The sequence below is a fragment of the Pseudomonas viridiflava genome (assembly GCF_900184295.1).
In the GTDB taxonomy this organism is placed as follows: domain Bacteria; phylum Pseudomonadota; class Gammaproteobacteria; order Pseudomonadales; family Pseudomonadaceae; genus Aquipseudomonas; species Aquipseudomonas viridiflava.
Window position 1 is genome coordinate 4,409,403 of record NZ_LT855380.1, and the last position, 23,936, is coordinate 4,433,338.

Sequence of the window (23,936 nt, forward strand, 5' to 3'; positions counted from 1 at the left end):
TCCGTGGAGCTGGCCTGATCATTGATCAAGCGGCTGGCATGAACGCAGCGCCAATGAGTTCCATCCCTACTGTCTGAAGTCCCGCGAGTGGACCGGATGGCCGCACGCATTGACAAAAAGGTGTACCAAGCATGTCAACTGAATCGAAATGCCCCTTCAACCACGCTGCTGGCGGCGGCACCACCAACCGTGACTGGTGGCCCAAGCAGCTGAACCTGAAGATCCTGCATCAGCATTCCGCCCTCTCCGACCCGATGGGCGAGAGTTTCGACTATGCCAAAGAATTCAAAAGCCTCGACTTCGAAGCGGTCAAACAGGACCTGCGCGCGGTCATGACCCAGTCTCAGGACTGGTGGCCGGCAGACTTCGGCCATTACGGCCCGCTGTTCATTCGCATGGCCTGGCACAGCGCCGGGACTTACCGTACAGGTGACGGCCGTGGTGGTGCAGGTGCCGGTCAGCAACGCTTTGCGCCGCTCAACAGCTGGCCTGACAACGTCAGCCTGGACAAGGCGCGTCGCCTGATCTGGCCGGTCAAGCAAAAGTACGGCCGCAAGATTTCCTGGGCTGACCTGATCGTGCTGACCGGTAACGTCGCGCTGGAGTCGATGGGCTTCAAGACGTTCGGTTTCTCTGGCGGTCGCCCTGATGTATGGGAACCGGAAGAAGATGTGTACTGGGGCTCCGAAACCACCTGGCTGGGTGGTGAAGAGCGCTACGGCGCGCAGAAGAAAATGCAGCAGCCGGGCGACGGCACGTTGGTGGCCGAGCCGGAGAATCACGCTAACGAAGAAAGCCGCACCGATAAAGGCGAGCGAAATCTGGAAAACCCGCTGGCCGCCGTGCAGATGGGCTTGATCTACGTCAACCCTGAAGGCCCCGAAGGCGTTCCTGATCCGGTTGCGTCAGCGAAGGATATCCGTGAAACCTTCGGTCGCATGGCGATGAATGATGAAGAGACCGTGGCCCTGATCGCGGGCGGTCACGCCTTCGGCAAGACCCACGGTGCAGGCCCCGCCGACAACGTCGGTCCGGAGCCGGAAGCCGCAGGCCTTGAAGCGCAGGGCTTCGGCTGGAGCAACAAATTCGGCACAGGCAAAGGTGGCGACACCATTACCAGCGGCCTGGAAGTGACCTGGACATCGACGCCCACCAAGTGGAGCAACGAGTACCTCGAAAACCTGTTTGGCTTCGAATGGGAACTGACCAAGAGCCCGGCCGGCGCGCATCAATGGACGCCGAAGAACGGCGCAGGCGCTGGCAAGATCCCGGACGCCCACGACCCGGCCAAGCGTCATGCGCCCAGCATGCTGACGTCTGACCTGGCGCTGCGCTTCGACCCGGCCTACGAGCAGATCTCTCGCCGTTTCCTGGCCAACCCCGATCAACTGGCCGATGCGTTTGCCCGCGCCTGGTTCAAACTGACTCACCGCGACATGGGCCCGCTGGCCCGCTACCTCGGCCCGGAAATGCCGACCGAAGAACTGCTGTGGCAGGACCCGATTCCGAACGTTGATCACGCGCTGATAGACGATCAGGACGTTGCCGCACTCAAGGCCAGGATCCTCGCGTCGGGCCTTTCGGTCTCGCAGCTGGTTTCGATCGCATGGGCAGCAGCCTCTACCTTCCGTGGTTCGGACAAACGCGGCGGTGCCAATGGCGGTCGTCTGCGTCTCGCTCCGCAGAAGGATTGGGCGGTGAACCAACCTGAGCAGTTGGCGGCTGTTCTGAAGACGCTTGAGGGTATTCAGAGCGAATTCAACGCCGCCCAGTCGAGCGGCAAGAAGGTTTCCCTCGCGGACCTGATCGTCCTGGCTGGCAGTGCAGGCGTCGAACAGGCTGCGAAGAACGCAGGCCAGCACGTCACGGTTCCTTTCACACCGGGCCGCGCAGATGCGTCTCAGGAGCAGACCGACGTTGAATCGTTCAGCTTCCTTGAGCCGATTGCCGATGGCTTCCGCAACTACCAGAAGGGGCACTACAAAGTCTCGGCAGAGTCGTTGCTGGTCGACAAGGCGCAACTGCTGACCCTGACTGCACCGGAGATGAGTGTGCTGCTGGGCGGCCTGCGGGTCCTGAACATCAATGTCGGCCAGAGCACGCATGGCGTGTTCACTGACAAGCCAGGCACCTTGACCAACGACTTCTTCAAGAACCTGCTGGACATGGGCGTCGAGTGGAAAGCGACCTCGGGTACCAACGACACCTTCGAGGCCCGTGATCGCAAGACCGGTGCCGTCAAATGGACCGGCACCCGTGTCGATCTGGTCTTCGGTTCCCACGCTCAACTGCGTGCGATTTCCGAGGTTTACGGCAGTGCGGATGCACAGGAGAAGTTTGTCAGAGACTTCGTGGCGGCGTGGACCAAGGTGATGAACCTGGATCGTTTCGATCTGGTTTGATGCAGTAAGAGCTCAGGAACGCCTCCCTAGTGGAGGCGTTTTTTTTGGCGGTATCAGGCCAGGCAAACATAATGGTGAGCGCTGGGTCAGCTTCAAGCTTGCCATTGATGGCAGTCACACCCGCGTCATCGAAAGGCCGCTGGAGGGAATAGATCAGATCAAGCGCCGCGCGGATGATCGCGGCTCGCATGACAGGAGTTTGTACTCCAATCGGCCTGTCATCCTCCTGACCGTGTGCATGGGCGAAGCTTCACGCACCATAGAAGTCAACCTGACCGACCGAAGCGCTTTCCAGTTTCCTCTTTTGATCGGCTCCGAAGCCCTGACACGCTTCGATGCGACAATTGATCCAGCTCTCAGGTATGCGATAGGAAAACCCCGTTGCGCTTCCATCGCACAGAAAGCAGAGTGAATGCATTCCCGAAGTCCCAGGAGTGCAAGATGAACCTGATACCCCAGATCGAAGCAGATAGCTCCGGCATCCGTCGCATACGTCGCGATATTCATGCGCACCCGGAACTGGGGTATGAGGTGCATCGAACCGCCGAGCTCGTCGCGTCAACTCTGGAAAAATGGAACATTGAAGTGACGCGTAACGTCGGGAGAACCGGTGTAGTCGGCACCCTGCGGGGCTCGCTCGAAAGCGCTTCGCCTGTCCGCGCCATTGGCCTGCGCGCAGATATGGACGCGCTGCCCATCCAGGAAATCAATGCCATCGCCCACGCCTCCCGCAACTCCGGCGTTATGCACGCTTGCGGCCATGACGGTCATACCGCGATGTTGCTCGGCGCGGCGCAATACCTCGCGGCGAATCGGCGATTCCATGGCACGGTGCAGTTCATTTTCCAGCCCGCCGAAGAGAAAGGTGCAGGCGCCAAAGCCATGCTCGACGACGGACTACTCGAACGCTTCCCGATTGATGCCGTGTTTGGCTTGCACAACTGGCCCGGACTTCCAGTCAACACCATAGCCACCCGCGCCGGGGCATTGATGGCTTCAAGCAACCGGTTCCGAATCGATATTGATGGCATTGGCGCTCACGCTGCCATGCCGCACAAGGGACATGATCCGCTGCTCGCGGGCGCGCAGATTGTCACCGCGCTACAAGCGATCCTGACCAGAAGTAAACGGCCAATTGATCCCGCTGTTCTCTCTGTCACCCAGTTCCACGCTGGAAGCTCGGACAACGTGATCGAACAGAGCGTTTGGCTGAGCGGCACGGTGCGCACCTTCGACGATCAGCTAACCGACCTGATTGAACGGCGCATGCAAGAAATCGCCACAGGCCTGGCAACGGCTTTTGGGTGTATTGCCCGAGTCAGCTTTATCCGAGTTTATCCACCGACGATCAACGACGCTGGCCAAACTGCATTCGCGGCCACTGTGGCGCGAGAGGTGCTCGGCGCGGATCAGGTCATAGGGGACATCGAGCCGGTCATGCCCTCGGAAGACTTCTCTTTTCTTCTTCAGAAGGTGCCAGGGTGTTATGCCTTTCTGGGGAACGGAGATGGCGAGCATCGTGGCCACGAGCACGGCAGCGGGCCTTGCGAACTGCACAATGCCAGTTTCGATTTCAATGACGAACTGCTCCCGGCAGGCGCTACCTACTTCGTACGCTTGGTGCAGGCTTTTCTGAGTCAGCCATAAACCCGCCTGCCAAGGTAAATAGGACCAGGCGCTTCGGCGCCTGTATTCCAATCGCGAGCAGAGCAGCTCTAGCGTGGCGATTGAAGGGTATTCCAAAGACTGGCCAACGACCTTACAGCTCGTTGCGTCAACGCCATGATGGAAGCCGAATCAGCTCTTTCCCCTGACAATCGGCAACGCAAAAAAAAATCTGGAAATCCGCATTTTCATGGGCCTTCCAGATTTTCGAAATGGTGGGTCGTGTGGGATTCGAACCTACGACCAATTGGTTAAAAGCCAACTGCTCTACCAACTGAGCTAACGACCCTCTGTTGTGTGGCGCGTATCTTACTGATTTTTATGAGTAATACAACACCTATTTTAAAAAAACTTAAAAATAACGCGTCGGGTCTGCTACGCCAGCAGCGGCGAAGCCTTCTGCACGCAGGCGGCAGCTGTCGCATTTGCCGCACGCACGGCCCTGATCGTCGGCCTGGTAGCAGGAAACCGTCAGCGCGTAATCGACGCCCAACGCAGTGCCTGCCTTGACGATGTCGGACTTGCTCAGGTTCTGCAGCGGCGCGCGGATCGTGAAGCCCTGCCCCTCCACACCGGCCTTGGTCGCCAGATTCGCCATGCGCTCAAAGGACTCGACGAACTCGGGACGGCAATCCGGGTAGCCCGAATAATCCACGGCGTTCACGCCGATGAAGATGTCGCGCGCGCCCAGCACTTCTGCCCAGCCCAGGGCCAACGACAGGAAGACAGTGTTGCGGGCCGGCACGTACGTTACCGGAATGCCTTCAGAGGGCGTCTCAGGGACTGCAATGGAGCTGTCGGTCAACGCCGAGCCGCCAATGCCATTGAGATTCAAGCCGATCACCTTGTGCTCGATCGCACCGAGGTCGCGAGCTACCTGCGCGGCTGCGTCGAGCTCGGCGCGATGACGCTGACCGTAGTCGAAACTCATGGTGTAGCAGGCGTAGCCTTCAGCACGGGCCATGGCGACGACAGTTGCGGAGTCGAGGCCACCGGACAGCAGGATTACGGCTCTTTTCTCGGTCATGTTCAATTCAGTCATCTCAGCGCCCCGGCTCGTCGTCCCAAAGAAATTTATGCAGCTGCATCTGCAAGCGTACAGGCAGGTTGTCCGCCACTATCCAGTCGGCCAGCTCACGGCCTTTCAGCTCATGATGACTGGCAGAGAACAGAACCTCGCCAGCACGGCGATCAAGCCCATACTGAATGAGCTTGGAAACCGCCCAGTCGTAATCCTCCCGCGAACAGATCACGAATTTGACCTGATCGTTGGGCGTGAGCAGCTCCATGTTTTCGTAGCGGTTGCGCGTGACCTCTTTCGACCCGGGGGTCTTGAGGTCAACGACTCGACTGACCCGGGGGTCGACCGCCGAGATATCCAGTGCGCCGCTGGTTTCCAGCGACACTTCATAACCCTCGTCACAGAGGCGCTTGAGCAATGGAATCGCATTGGGCTGGGCCAGTGGCTCGCCGCCGGTCACGCATACGTAGCGAGGACGATAGGCCGCGACCTGGCCCATGATGTCGTCGAGCGTATGGATGGTGCCGCCAGTAAATGCGTAGGCGCTGTCGCAGTACTGGCAGCGCAAAGGGCAGCCAGTGAGGCGTACAAATACGGTGGGTAGCCCAGCCGTACGGGTTTCACCCTGTAACGAGTGAAATATTTCGGTGATGCGTAATGTGTCTTGCATATCAGCCACGGGCGTAACAGCTAAACAGGCCGTCCGCCTCCGTCAGGCACTTCAAGGAACTCTGCACTCGCAGAATCCAGAGAAGCGTAATGTGTACCGGAATTTCGGGTGCGAGATTCTAACGAAAAAAGCCGCGACGAGCGCGGCTTTCTTGATCTGCGAGTCAGGACATCAAAGTCGCTGAAGGTCTCGCTGCGCCAACTGGGCGGCAGAGGTACCCGGATACTGGGCAACAACCTGCTGCAGAATGCCTTTGACCTTGTCATTGTGACCCAGGCGGCGCTCTACATCGGCCAGCTTGTACAGCGAATCAGGCACCTTGGCGTGCTTCGGGTATTGCTGACTCACCTTGGCGAATGCCTGACCTGCGCCTTGAAGGTCGCCTTTGGCCAGATTCACTTCACCCAGCCAGTATTGGGCATTGCCCGCATAAGAGCTGTTCGGGTATTTGCGCAGGAAAGCGGTGAAGGCCTGACTGGCCTTGTCGAAATCCTTTGCCTTTATCAGATCGAAGGCTGCTTCGTAATAAAGCTTTTCCTTCGCCGGGTCAGGAGGCTCGGTGCCTGCTGCCGGTGCCTGAGCGGCTTGAGCCGACGGCGTCCCACTGGCGTCTACAGCGCCACCAGAAGGTTGAGAATTATTGGTAGCCGGAGCGGCTGCGCCACTGGCTATACGCTGATCGAGTTCCTGATAACGCTCCAGAGCTTCCTGCTTCATGCGCTGGATATCGTTCTGCTGAACCTCGACAAGCCCGCGCAAACGCGCGATTTCTTCCTGCATTTGCTGCAACTGCATGAACAGCTGACCTTGTGCCGAGGGAGGAGGTGTTACCCCTCCCCCGGCATAGGCGCCGGACGTGCCATAACCCGCTGGCGGATAACTGCTGCTGCCAGAGCCAGAATTGTTATCGACCACAGGAGCCGCACCCAACGCTGAAAGCGGAAGGGCGAGGGCCAAAACGGTTAGAGCACGTCGGCACGTTCGCATGTCAAATTACTTACGCAGTTCGACGCGACGGTTCTGAGCCCACGACTGCTCGTCGTTGCCGGTAGCAACTGGACGCTCTTCGCCGTAGGAAACCAGTTCCAGCTGAGCTGGGGAAACACCTTGCAGTACCAGGTAACGCTGAACGGCTTTCGCACGACGCTCGCCCAGTGCCATGTTGTACTCACGAGTACCACGTTCGTCGGTGTTGCCTTCCAGAACAACGCGAGCGCCGTTCGATTTCAGGTCTTTAGCGTGCACGTCCAGGGAGCGCATGGCTTCTGGCTTCAGGTCCGAACTGTCGTATTCGAAGTAGAAGGTGGTGATTGCGCGCAGAGCAGCTTCTTCGCTCAGGGAACCGTCAACAGCACCAGTGTTGGCGCCGTAACCAGCGTTAGGGTCGACAGCGCCAGCACCGGCATTGTCGCCGCCTTTGGACGAGCAACCTACAGCTACAGCCATGGCCAGAGCCAGCGCAGCAAACTTACCAAACTTCAGCATTTCCATCTTGAAACTCCTAATGAACCCCAGTGTGTTAAGCAAATCGTGTAGCGCCGCGTCAGTTCAGGTAAGGGGACCAGGAAGGTTCTCTGACTTCGCCTTGAGCGGTAGGAAGCGGGAGCCTTACGCGTCCGTTAATGGACACGAGCATCAAGACTCCCCGGCCCTGCTGGCGGGTGGCGTAGATTACCATGGTGCCGTTGGGCGCAACAGTAGGCGACTCATCAAGGTTGCTATCTGTGAGGATTTTTACGCTTCCGCGGGCCAAATCCTGCACTGCGACCTTGAAATTAGTGAAGCCGTCCTGCCTGTGAATCATCACCAGCGTCTTTTCATCGGCTGACAATTTCGGATTGGCGTTGTAGTTACCCACGAACGTAACACGTTCGGCACCACCGCCGTTGATATTGGTTTTATAGATTTGCGGCTTTCCACCACGGTCCGACGTGAAGTAGATCGTCGAGCCATCCTTGCCGAAGAACGGTTCGGTGTCGATGGAAGAGTCATTGGTCACACGGCTCAACTGACGCGAAGCCAGGTTGATCACGTAGATCTCCGGGTTGCCGTCCTTGGACAGCACGAATGCCAGCTTGGTGCCATCCGGCGACCACGCAGGCGCGCCGTTCAGGCCTTCGAAGTTGGTGATCTGCTCACGACGACCGGTATCGATGTGTTGAACGAAGATGCGCGGACGCTTCTGTTCGAACGACACATAGGCAATACGCTTGCCGTCCGGCGCAAAGCGCGGCGACAGGATCGGCTCACGGGATTGCAACAGCGTTACCGCACGCGCACCGTCGTAGTCCGAACGTTGCAGGGTATAGCGCGTATTGTTTTCCGAGAAACGCTCTGCCGTGACGTACAGCATGCGCGTCGAGAACGCACCCTTGATGCCCACGAGCTTCTCGAACGACTGGTCTGCAATGTAGTGCGCCATGTCGCGCAGCTGGTCATTGGTACCGGATACGTTACCGGTCAGTACCTGTTGTTCGGTGGCTACGTTGAACAGCGCGTATTGAATCTGCAGACGACCGCCTGCAGGAACAATGTTGCCGACCATGACGTACTGGGCACCCAGTGCTTTCCAGTCACGGAAGATGACTTCGCTGGCCTGGGTCGGCAAGCTGATCATGTTCTGCTTCGGGATCGGCGAGTAGTAGCCGGAGTTGCGCAGGTCGTTGCCGATGATCTCCGCCATGTCTTCCGGCAGTACGTTGCCGCCCTGCCAGCCAAACGGTACGACAGCGATCGGTGTGGCACGGTCACTGCCGCTGGTGACCAGAATGTTCTTTTCTTCTGCGGCGGCGACTCCGGCAGCACAGCAGAGAACGAAAAGCAGTCCTCGAAAAAGGTTGATCACAAGGCTAGATCTCCAGGTGTGAATGTCATCTTGAATGAACGATAGGGAGCGAAGTCAGCGGGCTTCAGACCCTGCATTTCTGTCAAACGCCCAATGTTTTTCACCGCAGCAACCGCAGAACTGTCAAATGGCCCGTCACCGCTGGACTTGGCAATCGACACGGAGGCGATTGTACCGTCCGGCAGCATGCCGATCTGCAACGTTACCGACATGTTGTTACGTGCCGATGGAGGACGACTCCAGCCTTCGGATGCACGCACGCGAATCAGATCGTCGAAGCTGCCAGCGGTTTCGTCGCCACGTTCGTCTGCCAGAGCCTGTTGCCGTTCCGGTTTATCGGACAGCAGATCGGCCAGTGCCTGCGCCTTCTTGTCTTCTGCAGATTTACGGGCAGCTTCCTGCGCTTTCTTGGCGGAGTCGGCAGCGGCTTTCTTCTTCGCGTCCTCGGCAGCCTTCTTCTTGGCGTCTTCGGCGGCCTTTTTCTTGGCCTCGTCAGCAGCCTGCTTCTTGGCTTCCTCGGCAGCAGCCTTCTTGGCGTCTTCCTCGGCTTTCTTCTTCGCTTCGTCTTCGGCTTTTTTCTTGGCTATGTCGGCCAGTTGTTTCTCTTCAACCTTTTTGGCGTCGGCGACCTTCTTGGCCTCATCAGCTTTCTTGGCGTCGTCGGCCTTTTTGGCTTCTTCCGCTTTCTGCTCGGCCTTCTTGGCTTCGTCCGCCGCCTTTTGTTCTTCCGCTTTTTGAGCGGACTCTTCTTTCTTTTGTTCCGCAGCTTTGACAGCTTCCTGTTTCAACTGCTCGATTTTCTTCTGCTCCAACTGCTCGACTTCAGTCTGTCGTGCAGCGGTCTTCTTCGCCTCGCCGGCAATTTTCTGGTTGGTCTGGGTCGTCGCCTGACTCTTGGACTTGAGCTGATAGAGCGTTGCCTGAACGATAGGCTTGGCTTCAGGCAGATCGGGCGTCATGGCAAAACTCACGAACAGCATGCCAAAAATCAGGATGTGCAACGCCACAGCCCAGACACTGGGCCAGAAATAGCTTTCCGAGGCAGACGGCTCTCGAATCGGCTGCATCAGGGGGCCTCGGTAATCAAGCCAACATTCCCGACCCCGGCTTTCTGCAACCCACCCATCGTGCCCATGACCGAACCGTAATCAACGGTCTTGTCACCACGGATGAACACCTGCGTCTGCTTGCCGGCATCACGCCCGGCAGCGACGATCTTGGTGACGGCGGCAGTCAGCTGAGGCAAGGTCATTGCCTTGTCCATCTGCTTGTCGGTATCGACTTCGCTGCCAAGGTTCCAGTAATAGGTCTTGTCAGCCTTGATCGAAATGGTCAGGACCTGATTGTTGTTGTCCTGCGGCAAAGCCTCGCTGGAGACCTTGGGCAAGTCGACCTTCACGCCCTGGTTGATCATGGGAGCCGTCACCATGAAAATCACGAGCAGCACCAGCATCACGTCGATGTAGGGCACTACGTTCATTTCGGCGACCGGCTTGCGTTTTCTGCGTCGATCTCGAGCGATTAAAGCCATGGGGAATTACCTGCTCACTCTTCGCTGGTGTGCACTTTACGGTGCAGGATGGCCTGGAACTCTTCAGCGAACGTGTAGTAACGGCTGATCAGAGTCTCGCTGCGCGCGGAGAAACGGTTGTAGGCAATAACGGCCGGAATTGCCGCGAACAGGCCGATGGCTGTTGCGATAAGGGCTTCGGCAATACCTGGTGCCACAGTGGCGAGGGTCGCCTGCTGAGCGGTTGCCAGACCACGGAAGGAGTTCATGATCCCCCAGACAGTACCGAACAGACCGACATACGGGCTGGTGGAACCCACGGTCGCCAGAAACGACAGACCGGACTCAAGCTTTTCTTCCTCACGGGAAATGGCAACACGCATGGCACGGGCCACACCTTCCATCACCGCATCAGGATCGACACCTGACTGCTGACGCAGACGGGAAAACTCCTTGAAGCCTGCACGAAAGATCTGCTCGACGCCCGAATCAGGATCAGGATTGCTGCCTGCCTGACGGTACAGCTTGGACAAATCGATACCGGACCAGAAACGCTCTTCGAAGCTGTCCAGTGCACGCCGACCTGCACGCAGCATGTTGCTGCGCTGAAAAATCACGATCCATGAAGTGACCGAGGCGGCCACCAGAATCAGCATCACCAACTGAACAACAATGCTGGCATTGCTGACCAAACTCCACATGGAGGAATGGTCGACGACGTTAGCTTCCACGCTTTATCTCCTGCTCTGAATGTGTGCCCGCGCCGCTCTGATCGGCAAAGGCCGCTCGCAGAGCTTCGGGAATGGCCCGGGGTTTCAAACTATCGGCGCTTACACACGCCACCAAGAACTGCCCCTCGCAGAGCAGCGTTGCATCCGACGCCCGCCTGACTTGCTGTTGAAAGCGCAGGCTGACACGGTTCAATTCGGTTACCTGTGCACTGACGAGCAATTCGTCATCCAGCCGCGCCGGCTTGTGATAACGCGCTTCGCTGGAGTGCACGACAAACAGCAGGTTGTCCTGCGCCATTGCTGACTGGGCGAAACCAAGATCGCGCAGCCGCTCGGTACGAGCCCGTTCCATGAATTTCAGATAATTGACGTAGTAGACGATGCCGCCAGCATCGGTGTCCTCGTAATAAACGCGACAGCGATGTGCGAACGACTGAACCCCGTTTTGCGCGCGCATACTCTAGTGCTTACTCCTCACGTTGCCAATCGGGTCAGGCAACTGTTTTTCAACGATTTGCCGCTCACCGCCTGTAACACCCAAGAGACTGGCAATGTGACACACAGACGGCGATTAAATTGCATGACGTCACATTTAATCAGCCGGATCATCGATAAATTCCTCGGCGGCCGGCAGCTCTCCCATTCGGGAAGGGATGTTAAGACCGAAGTGCAGATAGGCATGACGGGTCACGACCCTGCCGCGCGGTGTGCGCATCATATAGCCTTGCTGGATCAAATAGGGCTCCAGTACGTCTTCAATCGTATGGCGCTCTTCGCTGATGGCCGCCGCGAGGCTGTCGACACCCACCGGACCGCCGTCGAACTTCTCGATCATGGTCAACAGCAGGCGTCTGTCCTGATGGTCGAACCCGTGCTCGTCAACGTCCAGAAGGTTCAGGGCCTTATCGGCGGTCTGCCGGGTAATCTGCCCGTTGCCGCGCACTTCGGCGAAGTCACGCACACGGCGCAACAGGCGGTTGGCGATACGCGGGGTGCCACGGGCACGACGTGCAATTTCAAACGCGCCTTCAGGCTCGATGACCAGCCCCAGAATGCCGGCTGAACGGGTCACAATCGTCGACAGATCGGCGATGCTGTAGAACTCCAGGCGCTGGACGATACCGAAACGGTCACGCAACGGATTGGTCAGCATGCCCGCACGGGTGGTCGCACCAACCAGCGTGAACGGCGGCAGGTCGAGTTTGATGGACCGTGCAGCAGGCCCCTCCCCGATCATGATATCCAGCTGAAAGTCTTCCATCGCCGGGTACAGGACTTCTTCCACAATGGGCGACAGCCTGTGAATCTCGTCGATGAAAAGCACGTCGTTGGGTTCAAGATTGGTCAGAATTGCGGCCAGATCACCGGGCCTTTCGAGCACCGGCCCGGACGTGCTCTTGATCGAGACCGCCATTTCCTGAGCAATGATATTGGCCAGTGTGGTCTTGCCCAGACCCGGAGGCCCGAAGATCAGCGTGTGGTCCAGAGATTCATTACGGCCTCGTGCAGCCTGGATGAACAACTCCATCTGCTCGCGAACCGTTGGCTGACCAATGTAGTCGGCCAGGCTGAGCGGGCGAATCGCACGGTCCAGCTGTTCGTCGCGATCACGGCCGCCGGTGGCGGTTATCAAGCGGTCGGCATCTATCACTTAGCCCATCCCCTTCAATGCACGCCGGATGAGATCGGCACTGCTCAAATCTTTTTCCTTGATGGCGGAAACGGCCTTGCTTGCTTCCTGAGGTTTGTAGCCCAGCGATATCAACGCACTGACCGCATCGGACTCGGCCGACGCCACGGGTTCAGCCTGATTCGGACCACTGGAAACCAGTGTGAACGTGCCGGGCAGCGACTCCCAGGCCTTGAAGCGATCCTTGAGTTCTACCAGCAGCCGCTCGGCGGTCTTCTTGCCGACCCCGGGAATGCGGGTCAGCGCCGAGGTGTCCTGAGCCTGAACGCAGCGTACCAGCTCATCGACTTCAAGACCGGACATCAATGCCAGTGCCAGCTTGGGGCCGACGCCATTGAGACGGATCAGCTCTCGAAACAGTTCGCGCTCGCGCTTTTCATAAAAGCCATACAGCAGGTGCGCGTCCTCACGGACCACGAGATGCGTGTGCAGGGTCACGGGCTCACCGACGTGAGGTAGCCGGTACAGCGTAGTCATCGGCACCTCCAGCTCATAACCGACGCCATTGACGTCCAGCACCAGATGCGGAGGCTGTTTTTCGGCGAGAAAGCCGCGTAAACGTCCAATCACGTTTCAGATCCTTTCGTGTTGCCTGTCGCTTGCGCGAAAAAGTTGGGAACAATCATCACAGAGCCAGCCAGCCCTGCAAGTAAAAAAATGCGTGCGAATGATGCAGTCACAGACGCAGCCTGCCGCCCCGGCTACGTGCCGTGCTCAAACCGTGAGGAAGAAGACTGGAACGGGTGTGCGCATGGCACAACGCAATGGCCAGCGCATCGGAGGCATCGATCTGTGGTTTCTGGGTCAGTTTGAGCAGGTGCATGACCATCATCATCACCTGCTCCTTATTGGCACCACCGGTACCGGCCACAGCCTGCTTGACCTGGGTCGCCGTATATTCGGCAATCTCGAGCTCTTCTTCGGCTCCCGCCACGATGGCCGCGCCCCGGGCCTGGCCGAGCTTGAGCGCGGAATCGGCGTTTTTCGCCATGAAGACCTTTTCGATCCCCATCGTCACAGGTCCGTAGGTCTTGATCACCTCACGAACGCCGCGATAGACGATTTGCAGACGTTCGTGCAGCTCGCCACTGCCGGTGCGAATGCAGCCCGACGCCACGTAGACACAGCCGCGGCCGGTGTCACGCACCACGCCGTAGCCTGTGATTCGCGAACCGGGGTCAATACCAAGAATAAGAGTCATAACGCCTGCAGCAAGAAAAGATGACGCAACACAATGAGCGCAGCATAAAGGCAGAAGCCGGAGGCCGATAGCCGCAATCACTCACGGCTTCGTTCCCCCGGCTTCCAGTGCAGCTTGTCTGACGATAGTCAGCCCAGTTGCTCCATGACCTCGTCCGGAATTTCTGCGTTCGAATAGACGTTCTGCACGTCATCCAGGTCTTCAAGCATGTCGATCAGCTTAAGCACCTTTTCAGCGGTTTCCAGATCAAGCACGGCGCTGGTGGTCGGCAGCATGACGATTTCCGCATCCGACGCCTCGAAACCCGCCGTTTCCAGCGCGTTACGCACGGCATAGAACCCGGAAAAGGATGTGAAGACATCAATGGAGCCGTCTTCATTGGTCACGACGTCATCGGCATCCGCTTCCATTGCCGCTTCGATCAAGGCGTCTTCATCGACACCCGCAGCGAAGGATATCTGCCCCTTGCGGTCGAACAGGTAGGCAACGGAACCGTCGGTCCCCAGGTTGCCACCACATTTGGTAAACGCGTGACGCACAGCGGCGGCAGTCCGGTTGCGGTTGTCAGTCATGGTTTCGACCATGATCGCCACGCCGCCCGGGCCGTAGCCCTCATAACCCAGCTCTTCGACATCATCGCCATCGGAAGCGCCCACGCCACGCGCCACAGCACGATCAATGGTGTCACGGGTCATGTTCGCGCCAAGCGCCTTGTCCAACGCCAGACGCAGACGCGGGTTGGAGCCAGGATCGCCGCCACCCTGACGAGCGGCAACGGTCAGCTCACGAATCCATTTGGTGAAGATCTTGCCTTTTTTGGCATCCTGACGCTCTTTGCGGTGCTTGATGTTCGCCCACTTAGAATGACCTGCCATTTCTCGCTCCAGATTCTTTTCGAAACACCTTCACCTTTCGCCCATGCAACAGGCAAAAAGTTTCACTCGATTCGGGCAATGCAGGGCGTATCCAGGACACGCCCTGCCCGGCATCACTCGGCCTTTGGCTGCTCGCGCAGGCGAATGTGCAGTTCACGCAGGGCCTTGGCGTCAACGACACCCGGCGCCTGGGTCATGACGTCCGCAGCGCTCTGGGTTTTCGGGAAGGCAATGACTTCACGAATCGACTGAGCGCCAGTCATCAGCATCACCAGACGATCCAGACCGAACGCCAGACCACCGTGCGGTGGCGCGCCGTATTTCAGAGCGTCCAGCAGGAAGCCGAACTTCTCCTGCTGCTCGTCTTCGGCGATGCCCAGCAGACGGAATACCGCCTGTTGCATTTCCTTGCGATGGATACGGATCGAACCGCCACCCAGCTCGGTGCCGTTCAGGACCATGTCGTAGGCACGGGACAACGCAGTGGCCGGGTTGGCTTCCAGCTCTTCAGGCGTGCACTTGGGTGCAGTGAAGGGGTGGTGCAACGCGGTGAAGCTGCCGTCGTCGTTTTCTTCGAACATCGGGAAGTCGACGACCCACATCGGAGCCCACTCGCAGGTGTGCAGCTTCAGATCGTTACCGACCTTGATGCGCAGTGCGCCCAGCGCTTCGCTGACGATCTTGGCCTTGTCAGCACCGAAGAACACGATATCGCCATCCACCGCACCGACGCGATCAAGGATCACGTTGAGGTTGGCTTCAGGGATGTTCTTGACGATCGGCGACTGCAGGCCATCAACACCGTTGGCGCGCTCGTTGACCTTGATGTACGCCAGACCCTTGGCACCGTAGATGCCGACGAACTTGGTGTAGTCGTCGATCTGCTTGCGGGGCATGCTCGCGCCGCCTGGAACACGCAGTGCAGCGATGCGGCACTTCGGATCGTTTGCCGGGCCGCTGAATACCTTGAACTCGACTTCCTTGAGCTGATCGGCCACGTCGACCAGTTCCAGCGGGTTACGCAGGTCCGGCTTGTCGGAGCCATAACGGCGCATGGCTTCTTCGAAAGTCATGTGCGGGAATTCGCCGAATTCCAGATCAAGGACTTCCTTGAACAGCTGACGGACCATCTTCTCGGTCAGACCGATGATGTCCTTCTCGTCGAGAAAGCTGGTCTCGATGTCGATCTGGGTGAATTCCGGCTGGCGGTCGGCACGCAGGTCTTCGTCACGGAAGCACTTGGCAATCTGGTAGTAGCGGTCGAAACCGGCAACCATCAGTAGCTGCTTGAACAACTGAGGCGATTGCGGCAACGCAAAGAAGCTGCCCGGGTGTGTGCGGCTCGGGACCAGATAGTCGCGAGCGCCTTCCGGCGTGGCCCGCGTCAGGATCGGCGTCTCGACATCGAGGAAGCCGTTGTCATCCAGATAACGACGGATGCTGGTGGTGATGCGCGAACGCAGACGCAGCTTTTCAGCCATTTCCGGGCGACGCAGGTCGATGAAGCGATACCGCAGGCGGGTCTCTTCGCCGACATCGGAGTATTCGTTCAGCGGGAACGGCGGGGTTTCCGACTCGTTCAGCACTTCCAGCTCATAGCCCAGCACTTCGATGGCACCCGAGGCCATGTTGGGGTTCACGGCACCGGCAGGACGCGCACGGACCTTGCCGACAACCTTGACCACATATTCGCTGCGAACACGGTCGGCAGCGGCGAAGGTGTCTGCACGATCAGGGTCGAACACCACTTGAGCCATGCCTTCACGGTCGCGGATATCGAGGAAGATAACGCCTCCATGGTCACGACGACGGTGGACCCATCCGCAAAGGGTAATTTCCTGACCTTCCAGGCTCTCGTTCAGTTGGCCGCAATAATGGCTGCGCATCATGATGGTGGTTTCACTTCTCGTAATTCGAAAATTCGGTGGGGCTTTCGCTCCTGGCTTGCGCTCAATAGTGCAAGGCACCGGCACACAGTTCAAGCCAGCCCTCGCCCACGCAGAGTCATGCCCGTTAGCAAGGCGGAGGATTATATAGAGTTAATCGATGCCGTGCAGCCGAACGAACCTATCCCGCCAGGATAAGTTCGTGTCTGCCCCGTGCGCCCGAGTGGTTCACCCGCAACACCGGGAAGGCTCGGGCCCGCCAGAGGCAAGCCCGCAGAATGAGGGGGTCAAGCTAGGCCCGGGACATGTCCAGACGATCGGCCTTCAACAGGTGCGCCACACAGACGACGCGAATCAGACCGCTGAAATTCTTTACACCGCCATGGCGCAGATGAACCTCTCTATCAATATAAGAAAGCACGGCATTCACCGAGCAGTTATTGGAGTTCGCAATACCGGACAGTATGTTCCAGTACACGTTCTCGAGACGCAGACACGTTGCCAGACCGTTGAGCCGGACAGACTTGGAATGGGGTTGTGCCAGCGTCATGTTGAAATCCTCGACAAAAGGATCATCGCGTATCGTCGCATGACGACTTAAATCCTTGACCTCGCGTTCGACACCGTGTGCCATCATCTTGATAACCTCTGTTAGTTAAATTCGGAACAGAAAAAGGGAAACATTTATAAACAAGTGACTACCTGACCTATAAAGCCCGATCCATGAATTTATATCCAGCAGCGGTTGTACTTGCTCACCGTAGGACATGACTACAAGAGACTAAGGAATATCAAGACGTGCAACAGCGATAACTCAAAACGCCACCTTGGAGGCACTTGATAGTTACATGACTGCAAGAAAAAGGACGGAATCGGTCACACCGAAGGCAGGCGACCCAGACGCAGAGGAGGTAGCGCAGAGGGTGGCGCTGGCGAGCGGCACAGGGGGCCGCTCGCCGATATCGTTACTTGGACTCAAGCATCGAACGCAACATCCATGCAGTTTTTTCATGAACCTGCATGCGTTGCGTCAACAGGTCCGCAGTAGGCTCATCACTGACTTTATCCAACAACGGAAAAATACTACGTGCCGTGCGGACAACAGCCTCTTGACCCTGAACCAGACTTTTGATCATATCTTCAGCACTTGGCACGCCCTCTTCTTCCTTGATGGTAGAAAGACGCGCATAGGTCGAATAAGTACCCGGTGCAGGAAAACCCAACGCACGAATACGCTCGGCGATGGAGTCGACTGCCAGAGCCAGTTCGTTGTATTGCTCTTCAAACATCAGATGGAGCGTACGAAACATTGGCCCACTGACGTTCCAGTGAAAGTTGTGGGTCTTGAGATAGAGCACATAAGTATCCGAAAGCAGATGCGAAAGACCGTCAACGATCGATTTGCGATCTTCTTCACTGATACCAATATCGATTGCCATGTTTCATGTCCTTTTAGTGAGGATTGGAAAGCAGTAACAGCCGCTACTCTATCAAGAGAAGAGGAGCCGTGCAGCTTTCTGTCGACGTGCAGCCCGACGCTGACGTACGCGCAGGAGAAATACCGGAGGCGTCAGCCAGGCCTTTTCATGACACCCGCGAGGGCCGAAAGCGCCAAACCCGCCAGAAAGCCTTTCGAAGGCTCTGTTTCGGCACTTGCAGGAGGACTGATCATGCAGCTCACGCTGCGGCCCACACGCTGTTTTTGACTGCGTAAACGACTGATTTGAGTAGCATCGGGCTTTGCTGTTAAATACACCGCGTGTCGCTGAAGCGTTGTCATCCGGCTTGGCGCATAGGCTGGCCCATCGCTCGTGTATCACGCCTCCTCCTGTTCAGAAGCGTACCGGGCGTTACCCGCTATTTCTTGTAATCCTTCTTGACCTGTGAGCTTTTTAAAAATGTTGAAAATTGTCCACCTGGTAACGGGAGCAGCAGCTCTGTTGCTTTCTTTCATCCCCAGCCTGCGTAGCGAAGCGGTCGCTCCCTACCTGCAACAGCCTGACGCGCTTTTTCTGGCTTTTCTGGGGCTACTCAACCTGATTCTCGCTCCGGTAATTCCCTACTGGAATCGAGGCACCCGTCACACACTGCAAAATCTGGTCAGTGCATTGCTCGTTCTTGCCGTCGTGCTGCAAATCCTCACGCTACTTGTTCCGCTGCAATATATAGCAGGCCAGCCAGCGATCATTGCCGGCCTGGTAACCGCCATCGTAGCTGTCGCCCTGCATCTTGGGGTGAGCTTCTACAGACCGTCCCCTTCGCCCGCACCACAGAGCCATGACATGGGTAACCGTGATACCGGCACCGTAAAGTGGTTCAACACCTCGAAGGGCTTCGGTTTTATCTCGCGTGACTCCGGCGACGATATCTTTGTGCATTTTCGCGCCATTCGCGGTGAAGGTCATCGCGTGCTGGTCGAAGGTCAGCGCGTCGAGTTCTCGGTGATGAATCGAGACAAAGGCCTGCAAGCCGAAGACGTTATCGCAGCTCTGCCTCGCCGCTGATTTCCAACGGCGATAAAAAACCGCGACCTCCATGGGAGGCCGCGGTTTTTTTATGTCTGTCAGTAATGAGGTGGTGGCGCATCTTCCTCGAAGGTTTCGAACTGATTGCCCAACTCCTCCTGCCGCTTGAGCATAGCGGTCACCTGCAGTTGTAACTGGTCAAGCTCGCGTCGTTGAGCCACCAGCACGTCATTCAATGCCTGAATGGTATCGTCCTGAAAGGTCAGACGGCTCTCAAGCTCCATGACTCGCTCATCAAGGTTCATGATTATTCCCCCTCAAATCGGAAATCAGTCGTTAACACAGGCTTCAGCCTTTCACGAATGGCAGCAAACGCCTCATCCGTATAAGGAACCGCCTGATGCTTGCCCCACACCGGTGCAGGCCAGGCAGCGTCGTCGCGCTTACGCACGATTACATGCATATGGAGCTGGCTGACGACATTGCCAAGCGCTGCAACATTGAGCTTATCAGCGCTGAACAGATCCTTGAGAATCTTCGACAGAGTGGTGGTTTCCTGCCAGAGCTGCAGCTGATCCTGCGCGGAAAGCTCAAATACCTCACTGATGTCGGCGCGACGAGGCACAAGAATGAACCACGGGTAGTTCGAGTCATTGGAGAGCAAAAGCCGACATAGCGGAAAGTCGCCCAAGGGCCGGGTGTCTTGCAGCAGACGTGAATCCAGAACGAACACGATAAAAGCTCCTGATTGCCAGATTAGGTAGTCGCCCTGCCCTGTGACAGCAGGATGCCTGACGTTTTGAAAGGATACGCGTGATCGGGCAAGGCTTCACCCCGGGGCGGTCGCAGCATCTTACCGACGTAGTGAACAACGGCTGACCACGCCTCGGCCCCGCTCGCACCAGAATGCAGCTGAAATCCTTGAAACCGCACTGAATTGAACCGCGTGCGAGCCTCAGGAACAGCGCTGGGTGCAGGGATACCCATCACTTGAATTGCTTTGATCGCTCAAAAACCTGAATCCGGGTCATGAAAATGAAACAGGGTCTCGATCAACATGAACCGCGCACAAGCGTCGCTCCAGAGTCAGGCAGTCACATCGACCGGTGCACCAAAACCACACACTGATGTTGCGTCGCCAACACTGAGGGTGCGCGATTTACACAAATACAGGTGGGAAACGGTAACAAATCCGGGGCCTGCGGCTAACCTGATACCTGCCGGGCATCGCATGTGAAAATTTTCTTATGGAAATTTTCACGTTAAAACAATCGGATACAGCGTAAAGTCGACGCTGATTCTGATTTTTCACAAATTTTTTTCATACGATGGAATTTTGTGCACGCTTGTTGCTATATCACCCATATGGTCACGCTGCTTCTGGCGGAAAACAGAAGCGAAAATGACCAAGGGAAAACAGTTCGTGCCGCGCAATGACGCTGTCGACCAGCCAGACCGCGCAGAGTCTCTCCCTGAGGCCTTTGCCTGGAACAGCCCGAAACAGCTCAAGCGAAGCACCAACAAGGATGACGCACTCAGCGACACCGCCGTAAAGATTCTGAAAGGATAGGGCTGCACCTATCGCAAGCATCGTCAGCGTGAGGTAGTTTTTCCGCCGACATAAAAATAGAAAAGGCCGCCCAGATAAAAAAACAGGTGGGACGGCTTGAGTACCTTCTAAAAACCAAAGGAGCAATCACGATGAGAGTGATGAAGTGGAGCGCAATCGCACTGGCCGTTACTGCAGCCAGCGCCCAACTGGCAACAGCGGCACCGTTCGTCAGTGATCAGGCTGAGGCCAAGGGTTTTGTTGAAGGCAGCACGCTTGACCTGAAGTTGCGCAATTATTATTTCAACCGCGACAACAAAGGCGACGGCAACCAGGATCAGCGTGACTGGACCCAAGGTTTGTGGACGAACTTCAGCTCTGGCTACACTCAGGGTACTGTCGGCGTAGGTGTGGAAGCGTTCGGCTATTTTGGGTTGAAGCTCTGGGGGCCAGACACTTATTCCGGATCCACCAACCTGGTTACCGACCGAAATGGCGGTAACGAAGATACGCTTGGCAAACTGGGCGGCGCAGTAAAATTCCGCGTATCTAAGACCGAGCTTAAAATCGGCGACATGCAGCCTACCAGCCCGGTATTTGCAGTCGGCGGATCTCGACTACTGCCACAGACAGCCAGCGGCATAAGCCTGCAAAGCAGTGAGATCAAAGGCCTTGATCTTGAGGGTGGTCACTTCTATTCCGGCACCAGTCAGAACGACACAAGTCATGACGGAAGCATCTGGGCGAACTACGCCGGGGTGCGGGCTAATAGTGCAGACTTCGCTGGCGGCAAATACGCAATTAACGACGCTCTGGGCGTTGCGTTCTATGCAGCCAAGCTTGAAGACGTGTGGAATCAGTACTACGGAAACGTTAACTACGCGCTTCCGCTGGGTAACGAGCAGTCTCTTGCTTTCGACGCCAACCTCTACCGCACTACGGATGAGGGCAGCGCAAAAGCAGGCTCGATCAGCAACACCACCTACTCCCTCTCCGCAGCCTACTCTTTTCTGGCTGCGCACACAGTTACCGTTGCCTTCCAAAAAGTTAACGGCGATACGCCTTTCGATTACATAGGCATTGGCGATAACAACCGCGGCGGCGACTCGATTTTCCTAGCGAACTCCGTCCAGTATTCTGACTTCAACGGTCCTGGGGAGAAGTCCTGGCAGGTGCGTTACGACCTGAACATGGCACCCTATGGCGTTCCTGGTCTGAGCTTCATGACGCGTTACCTCAATGGTGACAACATCGACGGCACCGGCCTGGCTGCAAACTCGACTTACCGCAAAAATGACGGCAGCCCAATTTATGGCGCTGACGGCAAACACCACGAGACCAACCTGGAAGCCAAGTACGTCGTACAGACAGGCCCTGCAAAAGACCTGTCCTTCCGCATGCGTCAAGCATGGCACCGTGGCAACGACGCTCAGGCTGACGGCGACGTCAACGAGTTCCGCCTGATCGTCGATTACCCTATTTCGATCCTGTAATCACGGTTCTGCACTCGGCAATACGAAAAGCCCGGCTCATGCCGGGCTTTTTCTTACCTGCGCGAAAGCTCGGCCGCACACCCCGAACGACCGCCCTGCCCTGTACGCCACCGGCACATCACCGTACAATCCCGAGTCATTTCCAGTCTAAGCAACCGACAACGGCCAACCATGCGCACCAGTCAATTTTTGCTCGCCACACAGAAAGAAACCCCTTCCGATGCGGTCGTGGTCAGCCATCAGCTGATGCTGCGCGCCGGCATGATCCGCAAGCTCGCCTCCGGCCTGTACACCTGGCTGCCGATGGGCCTTCGCGTGCTGCGCAAGGTAGAAGCCATCGTTCGCGAGGAGATGGACGCTGCAGGCGCACTCGAAATCCTGATGCCGGGTATTCAGCCCGCAGAGCTGTGGCAGGAGTCCGGCCGCTGGGTGCAGTACGGCCCTGAATTGATGCGTCTGGTCGACCGCCACCAACGTGATTTCTGCCTGGGCCCGACCCACGAAGAAGTCATCACCGATCTGGCCCGCAACGAGCTGAACAGCTATAAGCAGCTGCCGATCAACATGTACCAGATCCAGACAAAATTCCGTGACGAGATCCGCCCACGCTTCGGCCTGATGCGCGGTCGCGAGTTCGTCATGAAGGATGCCTACTCGTTCCACGCCGATCATGCTTCGTTGCAGGAAACCTACGACCGCATGCATCAGGCGTACAGCAATGTCTTTACCCGCCTGGGGCTGAAATTCCGCCCGGTCGAGGCAGATAACGGTTCGATAGGTGGTGCAGGCTCGCACGAGTTCCACGTACTGGCCGAATCCGGCGAAGACGACATCGTGTTCAGTGATGGTTCCGACTACGCCGCCAACATTGAAAAAGCCGAAGCGGTGCCACGCGAAACGTCGCGCCCTGCTCCGACCGAAGAGCTGCGTCTGGTCGACACACCGAACACCAAGACCATCGCGCAACTGGTCGAAGGCTTCAATCTGCCGATCGAAAAGACCGTCAAGACCCTGGTGGTGCATGCTGCCGAAGAAGGCAAGCTGGTTGCACTGATCATTCGTGGCGACCACGAACTCAACGAAATCAAGGCCACCAGACTGGAGCAGGTCGCAGACCCTCTGGTCATGGCGTCCGAAGCCGAACTGCGTGACGCCATCGGCGCAGGCGCAGGCTCACTGGGCCCGCTCAACCTGCCACTGCCTTGCATCATCGATCGCTCGGTCGCGCTGATGAGCGATTTCAGTGTCGGTGCCAACATCGACGACAAGCACTACTTCGGCGTCAACTGGGAGCGTGATCTGCCGGTTCCGACCGTTGCCGATCTGCGCAACGTGGTTGCTGGCGACCCAAGCCCCGATGGCAAGGGCACCCTGGAAATCAAGCGCGGCATCGAAGTCGGCCATATCTTCCAGCTGGGCACCAAGTACAGCGAAGCCATGAAGTGCCAGGTCCTGGGCGAGAACGGTAAGCCGGTCAACCTGTCCATGGGCTGCTACGGCATCGGCGTGTCGCGCGTGGTTGCTGCGGCCATCGAACAGAACAGCGACGAGAACGGCATTATCTGGAACGATACACTGGCACCCTTCCAGATCGCCCTGATCCCGCTGCGCTACGAAACCGACGCCGTACGTGAAGCGACAGACAAACTGTACGCCGAGCTGAAAGCCGCCGGTTTTGAAGTGCTGCTCGATGATCGCGACAAGAAAACCAGCCCGGGCATCAAGTTCGCAGACATGGAACTGATCGGCATCCCGCATCGCATCGTGGTCAGTGATCGGGGTCTGGCCGAAGGGAATCTGGAATACAAGAGCCGTACCGAGTCGCAACCGCAAGCCCTTGCAGTTGCTGACGTGCTGTCGTTCATTCAGGGCCGCGTGAAACGCTGAGTCAAAAGGCGCATCGGCATCTGTCGATGCGCCACTCATCACAGGC

The 23,936-nt window shown here is 57.4% G+C and carries 24 protein-coding genes, 1 tRNA gene and 1 pseudogene; 7 read left to right on the forward strand and 19 right to left on the reverse strand.

Annotated features, from left to right (window positions below; translation table 11 throughout):
• Nucleotides 1-131 precede the first annotated feature (131 nt).
• From katG to CFBP1590_RS19735, 3 genes and pseudogenes are all read left to right on the forward strand, one after another.
• The gene (katG, locus tag CFBP1590_RS19725; RefSeq protein WP_088235780.1) at nucleotides 132-2,402 is read left to right on the forward strand and encodes a catalase/peroxidase HPI; all 2,271 of its coding nucleotides are present in this window, start codon (nucleotides 132-134) and stop codon (nucleotides 2,400-2,402) included.
• 52 nt (nucleotides 2,403-2,454) lie between these two features.
• Nucleotides 2,455-2,814 (forward strand): annotated as a pseudogene (locus tag CFBP1590_RS19730) (putative ATP-dependent zinc protease); the annotation flags it as partial.
• A gap of 29 nt (nucleotides 2,815-2,843) precedes the next feature.
• The gene (locus tag CFBP1590_RS19735) at nucleotides 2,844-4,049 is read left to right on the forward strand and encodes a M20 aminoacylase family protein (protein WP_029241674.1); all 1,206 of its coding nucleotides are present in this window, start codon (nucleotides 2,844-2,846) and stop codon (nucleotides 4,047-4,049) included.
• 231 nt (nucleotides 4,050-4,280) lie between these two features.
• Here the strand turns inward: CFBP1590_RS19735 and CFBP1590_RS19740 are convergent.
• The 17 genes from CFBP1590_RS19740 to CFBP1590_RS19820 form a co-directional block, all read right to left on the reverse strand.
• Nucleotides 4,281-4,356 (reverse strand) — tRNA-Lys (locus CFBP1590_RS19740).
• A 63-nt stretch (nucleotides 4,357-4,419) separates the two neighbouring features.
• Nucleotides 4,420-5,094 (reverse strand): 7-cyano-7-deazaguanine synthase QueC, encoded by a 675-nt coding sequence (gene queC / locus CFBP1590_RS19745; RefSeq protein WP_032663662.1) that lies wholly within the window; start codon nucleotides 5,092-5,094, stop codon nucleotides 4,420-4,422.
• Between the two features lie 16 nt (nucleotides 5,095-5,110).
• Nucleotides 5,111-5,758, reverse strand: a complete 648-nt coding sequence (queE, locus tag CFBP1590_RS19750) for a 7-carboxy-7-deazaguanine synthase QueE (protein WP_088235782.1) — start codon at nucleotides 5,756-5,758, stop codon at nucleotides 5,111-5,113.
• A gap of 171 nt (nucleotides 5,759-5,929) precedes the next feature.
• Entirely contained in the window at nucleotides 5,930-6,745 is an 816-nt protein-coding gene (gene ybgF, locus CFBP1590_RS19755; protein WP_054998489.1) for a tol-pal system protein YbgF, read from the reverse strand.
• Nucleotides 6,746-6,751: 6 nt separating this feature from the next.
• On the reverse strand, nucleotides 6,752-7,249 hold the full coding sequence (gene pal, locus CFBP1590_RS19760) for a peptidoglycan-associated lipoprotein Pal (protein WP_025994450.1): 498 nt from the start codon (nucleotides 7,247-7,249) through the stop codon (nucleotides 6,752-6,754).
• Nucleotides 7,250-7,301: 52 nt separating this feature from the next.
• The gene (tolB, locus tag CFBP1590_RS19765; RefSeq protein ID WP_004879154.1) at nucleotides 7,302-8,603 is read right to left on the reverse strand and encodes a Tol-Pal system beta propeller repeat protein TolB; all 1,302 of its coding nucleotides are present in this window, start codon (nucleotides 8,601-8,603) and stop codon (nucleotides 7,302-7,304) included.
• The gene (gene tolA / locus CFBP1590_RS19770; RefSeq protein WP_088235783.1) at nucleotides 8,600-9,670 is read right to left on the reverse strand and encodes a cell envelope integrity protein TolA; all 1,071 of its coding nucleotides are present in this window, start codon (nucleotides 9,668-9,670) and stop codon (nucleotides 8,600-8,602) included. Before tolA ends, tolB begins: the two co-directional genes overlap by 4 nt.
• Complete coding sequence (gene tolR / locus CFBP1590_RS19775) at nucleotides 9,670-10,134, reverse strand: protein TolR (RefSeq protein ID WP_002554654.1); 465 nt, start codon at nucleotides 10,132-10,134, stop codon at nucleotides 9,670-9,672. The genes tolA and tolR overlap by 1 nt, the downstream gene beginning before the upstream one ends.
• Before the next feature lie 14 nt (nucleotides 10,135-10,148).
• On the reverse strand, nucleotides 10,149-10,844 hold the full coding sequence (tolQ, locus tag CFBP1590_RS19780; protein ID WP_004879148.1) for a protein TolQ: 696 nt from the start codon (nucleotides 10,842-10,844) through the stop codon (nucleotides 10,149-10,151).
• Entirely contained in the window at nucleotides 10,834-11,301 is a 468-nt protein-coding gene (gene ybgC, locus CFBP1590_RS19785; RefSeq protein WP_004879146.1) for a tol-pal system-associated acyl-CoA thioesterase, read from the reverse strand. The genes tolQ and ybgC overlap by 11 nt, the downstream gene beginning before the upstream one ends.
• A 135-nt stretch (nucleotides 11,302-11,436) precedes the next feature.
• Nucleotides 11,437-12,495: a Holliday junction branch migration DNA helicase RuvB gene (gene ruvB, locus CFBP1590_RS19790; RefSeq protein ID WP_004879144.1), complete on the reverse strand. Its 1,059-nt coding sequence runs from the start codon at nucleotides 12,493-12,495 to the stop codon at nucleotides 11,437-11,439.
• Nucleotides 12,496-13,104, reverse strand: a complete 609-nt coding sequence (ruvA, locus tag CFBP1590_RS19795) for a Holliday junction branch migration protein RuvA (RefSeq protein WP_004879141.1) — start codon at nucleotides 13,102-13,104, stop codon at nucleotides 12,496-12,498.
• 106 nt (nucleotides 13,105-13,210) lie between these two features.
• A complete protein-coding gene (gene ruvC / locus CFBP1590_RS19800; protein WP_004879140.1) occupies nucleotides 13,211-13,735 on the reverse strand; it encodes a crossover junction endodeoxyribonuclease RuvC in 525 nt (174 codons plus the stop codon).
• A gap of 128 nt (nucleotides 13,736-13,863) precedes the next feature.
• Nucleotides 13,864-14,610 (reverse strand): YebC/PmpR family DNA-binding transcriptional regulator, encoded by a 747-nt coding sequence (locus CFBP1590_RS19805; RefSeq protein WP_088235784.1) that lies wholly within the window; start codon nucleotides 14,608-14,610, stop codon nucleotides 13,864-13,866.
• A 113-nt stretch (nucleotides 14,611-14,723) separates the two neighbouring features.
• Nucleotides 14,724-16,499, reverse strand: coding sequence for an aspartate--tRNA ligase (aspS, locus tag CFBP1590_RS19810; protein ID WP_025994454.1), 1,776 nt, complete (start codon nucleotides 16,497-16,499; stop codon nucleotides 14,724-14,726).
• Nucleotides 16,500-16,788: 289 nt separating this feature from the next.
• A complete protein-coding gene (locus tag CFBP1590_RS19815; protein ID WP_004879136.1) occupies nucleotides 16,789-17,133 on the reverse strand; it encodes a ribbon-helix-helix domain-containing protein in 345 nt (114 codons plus the stop codon).
• 328 nt (nucleotides 17,134-17,461) lie between these two features.
• Entirely contained in the window at nucleotides 17,462-17,935 is a 474-nt protein-coding gene (locus tag CFBP1590_RS19820; protein WP_004879132.1) for a Dps family protein, read from the reverse strand.
• A gap of 459 nt (nucleotides 17,936-18,394) precedes the next feature.
• On the opposite strand from CFBP1590_RS19820, the gene CFBP1590_RS28300 reads away from it, so the two are divergent.
• Entirely contained in the window at nucleotides 18,395-19,000 is a 606-nt protein-coding gene (locus tag CFBP1590_RS28300; protein WP_122500773.1) for a cold-shock protein, read from the forward strand.
• 59 nt (nucleotides 19,001-19,059) lie between these two features.
• Here the strand turns inward: CFBP1590_RS28300 and CFBP1590_RS19835 are convergent, their stop codons facing one another.
• Both CFBP1590_RS19835 and CFBP1590_RS19840 read right to left on the reverse strand, forming a co-directional pair.
• Complete coding sequence (locus CFBP1590_RS19835; RefSeq protein ID WP_029241681.1) at nucleotides 19,060-19,266, reverse strand: SlyX family protein; 207 nt, start codon at nucleotides 19,264-19,266, stop codon at nucleotides 19,060-19,062.
• Nucleotides 19,267-19,268: 2 nt separating this feature from the next.
• Entirely contained in the window at nucleotides 19,269-19,694 is a 426-nt protein-coding gene (locus CFBP1590_RS19840) for an HIT domain-containing protein (protein ID WP_004879130.1), read from the reverse strand.
• A 669-nt stretch (nucleotides 19,695-20,363) separates the two neighbouring features.
• Here CFBP1590_RS19840 and CFBP1590_RS27900 point away from each other — a divergent pair.
• The 3 genes from CFBP1590_RS27900 to CFBP1590_RS19850 all read left to right on the forward strand — a co-directional run bounded on the left by CFBP1590_RS27900 (nucleotide 20,364) and on the right by CFBP1590_RS19850 (nucleotide 23,890).
• A complete protein-coding gene (locus tag CFBP1590_RS27900; protein WP_162876943.1) occupies nucleotides 20,364-20,531 on the forward strand; it encodes a hypothetical protein in 168 nt (55 codons plus the stop codon).
• Between the two features lie 131 nt (nucleotides 20,532-20,662).
• On the forward strand, nucleotides 20,663-22,003 hold the full coding sequence (locus CFBP1590_RS19845) for an OprD family porin (protein ID WP_004879128.1): 1,341 nt from the start codon (nucleotides 20,663-20,665) through the stop codon (nucleotides 22,001-22,003).
• 171 nt (nucleotides 22,004-22,174) lie between these two features.
• Nucleotides 22,175-23,890, forward strand: a complete 1,716-nt coding sequence (locus tag CFBP1590_RS19850) for a proline--tRNA ligase (protein WP_058431997.1) — start codon at nucleotides 22,175-22,177, stop codon at nucleotides 23,888-23,890.
• Nucleotides 23,891-23,936 lie beyond the last annotated feature (46 nt).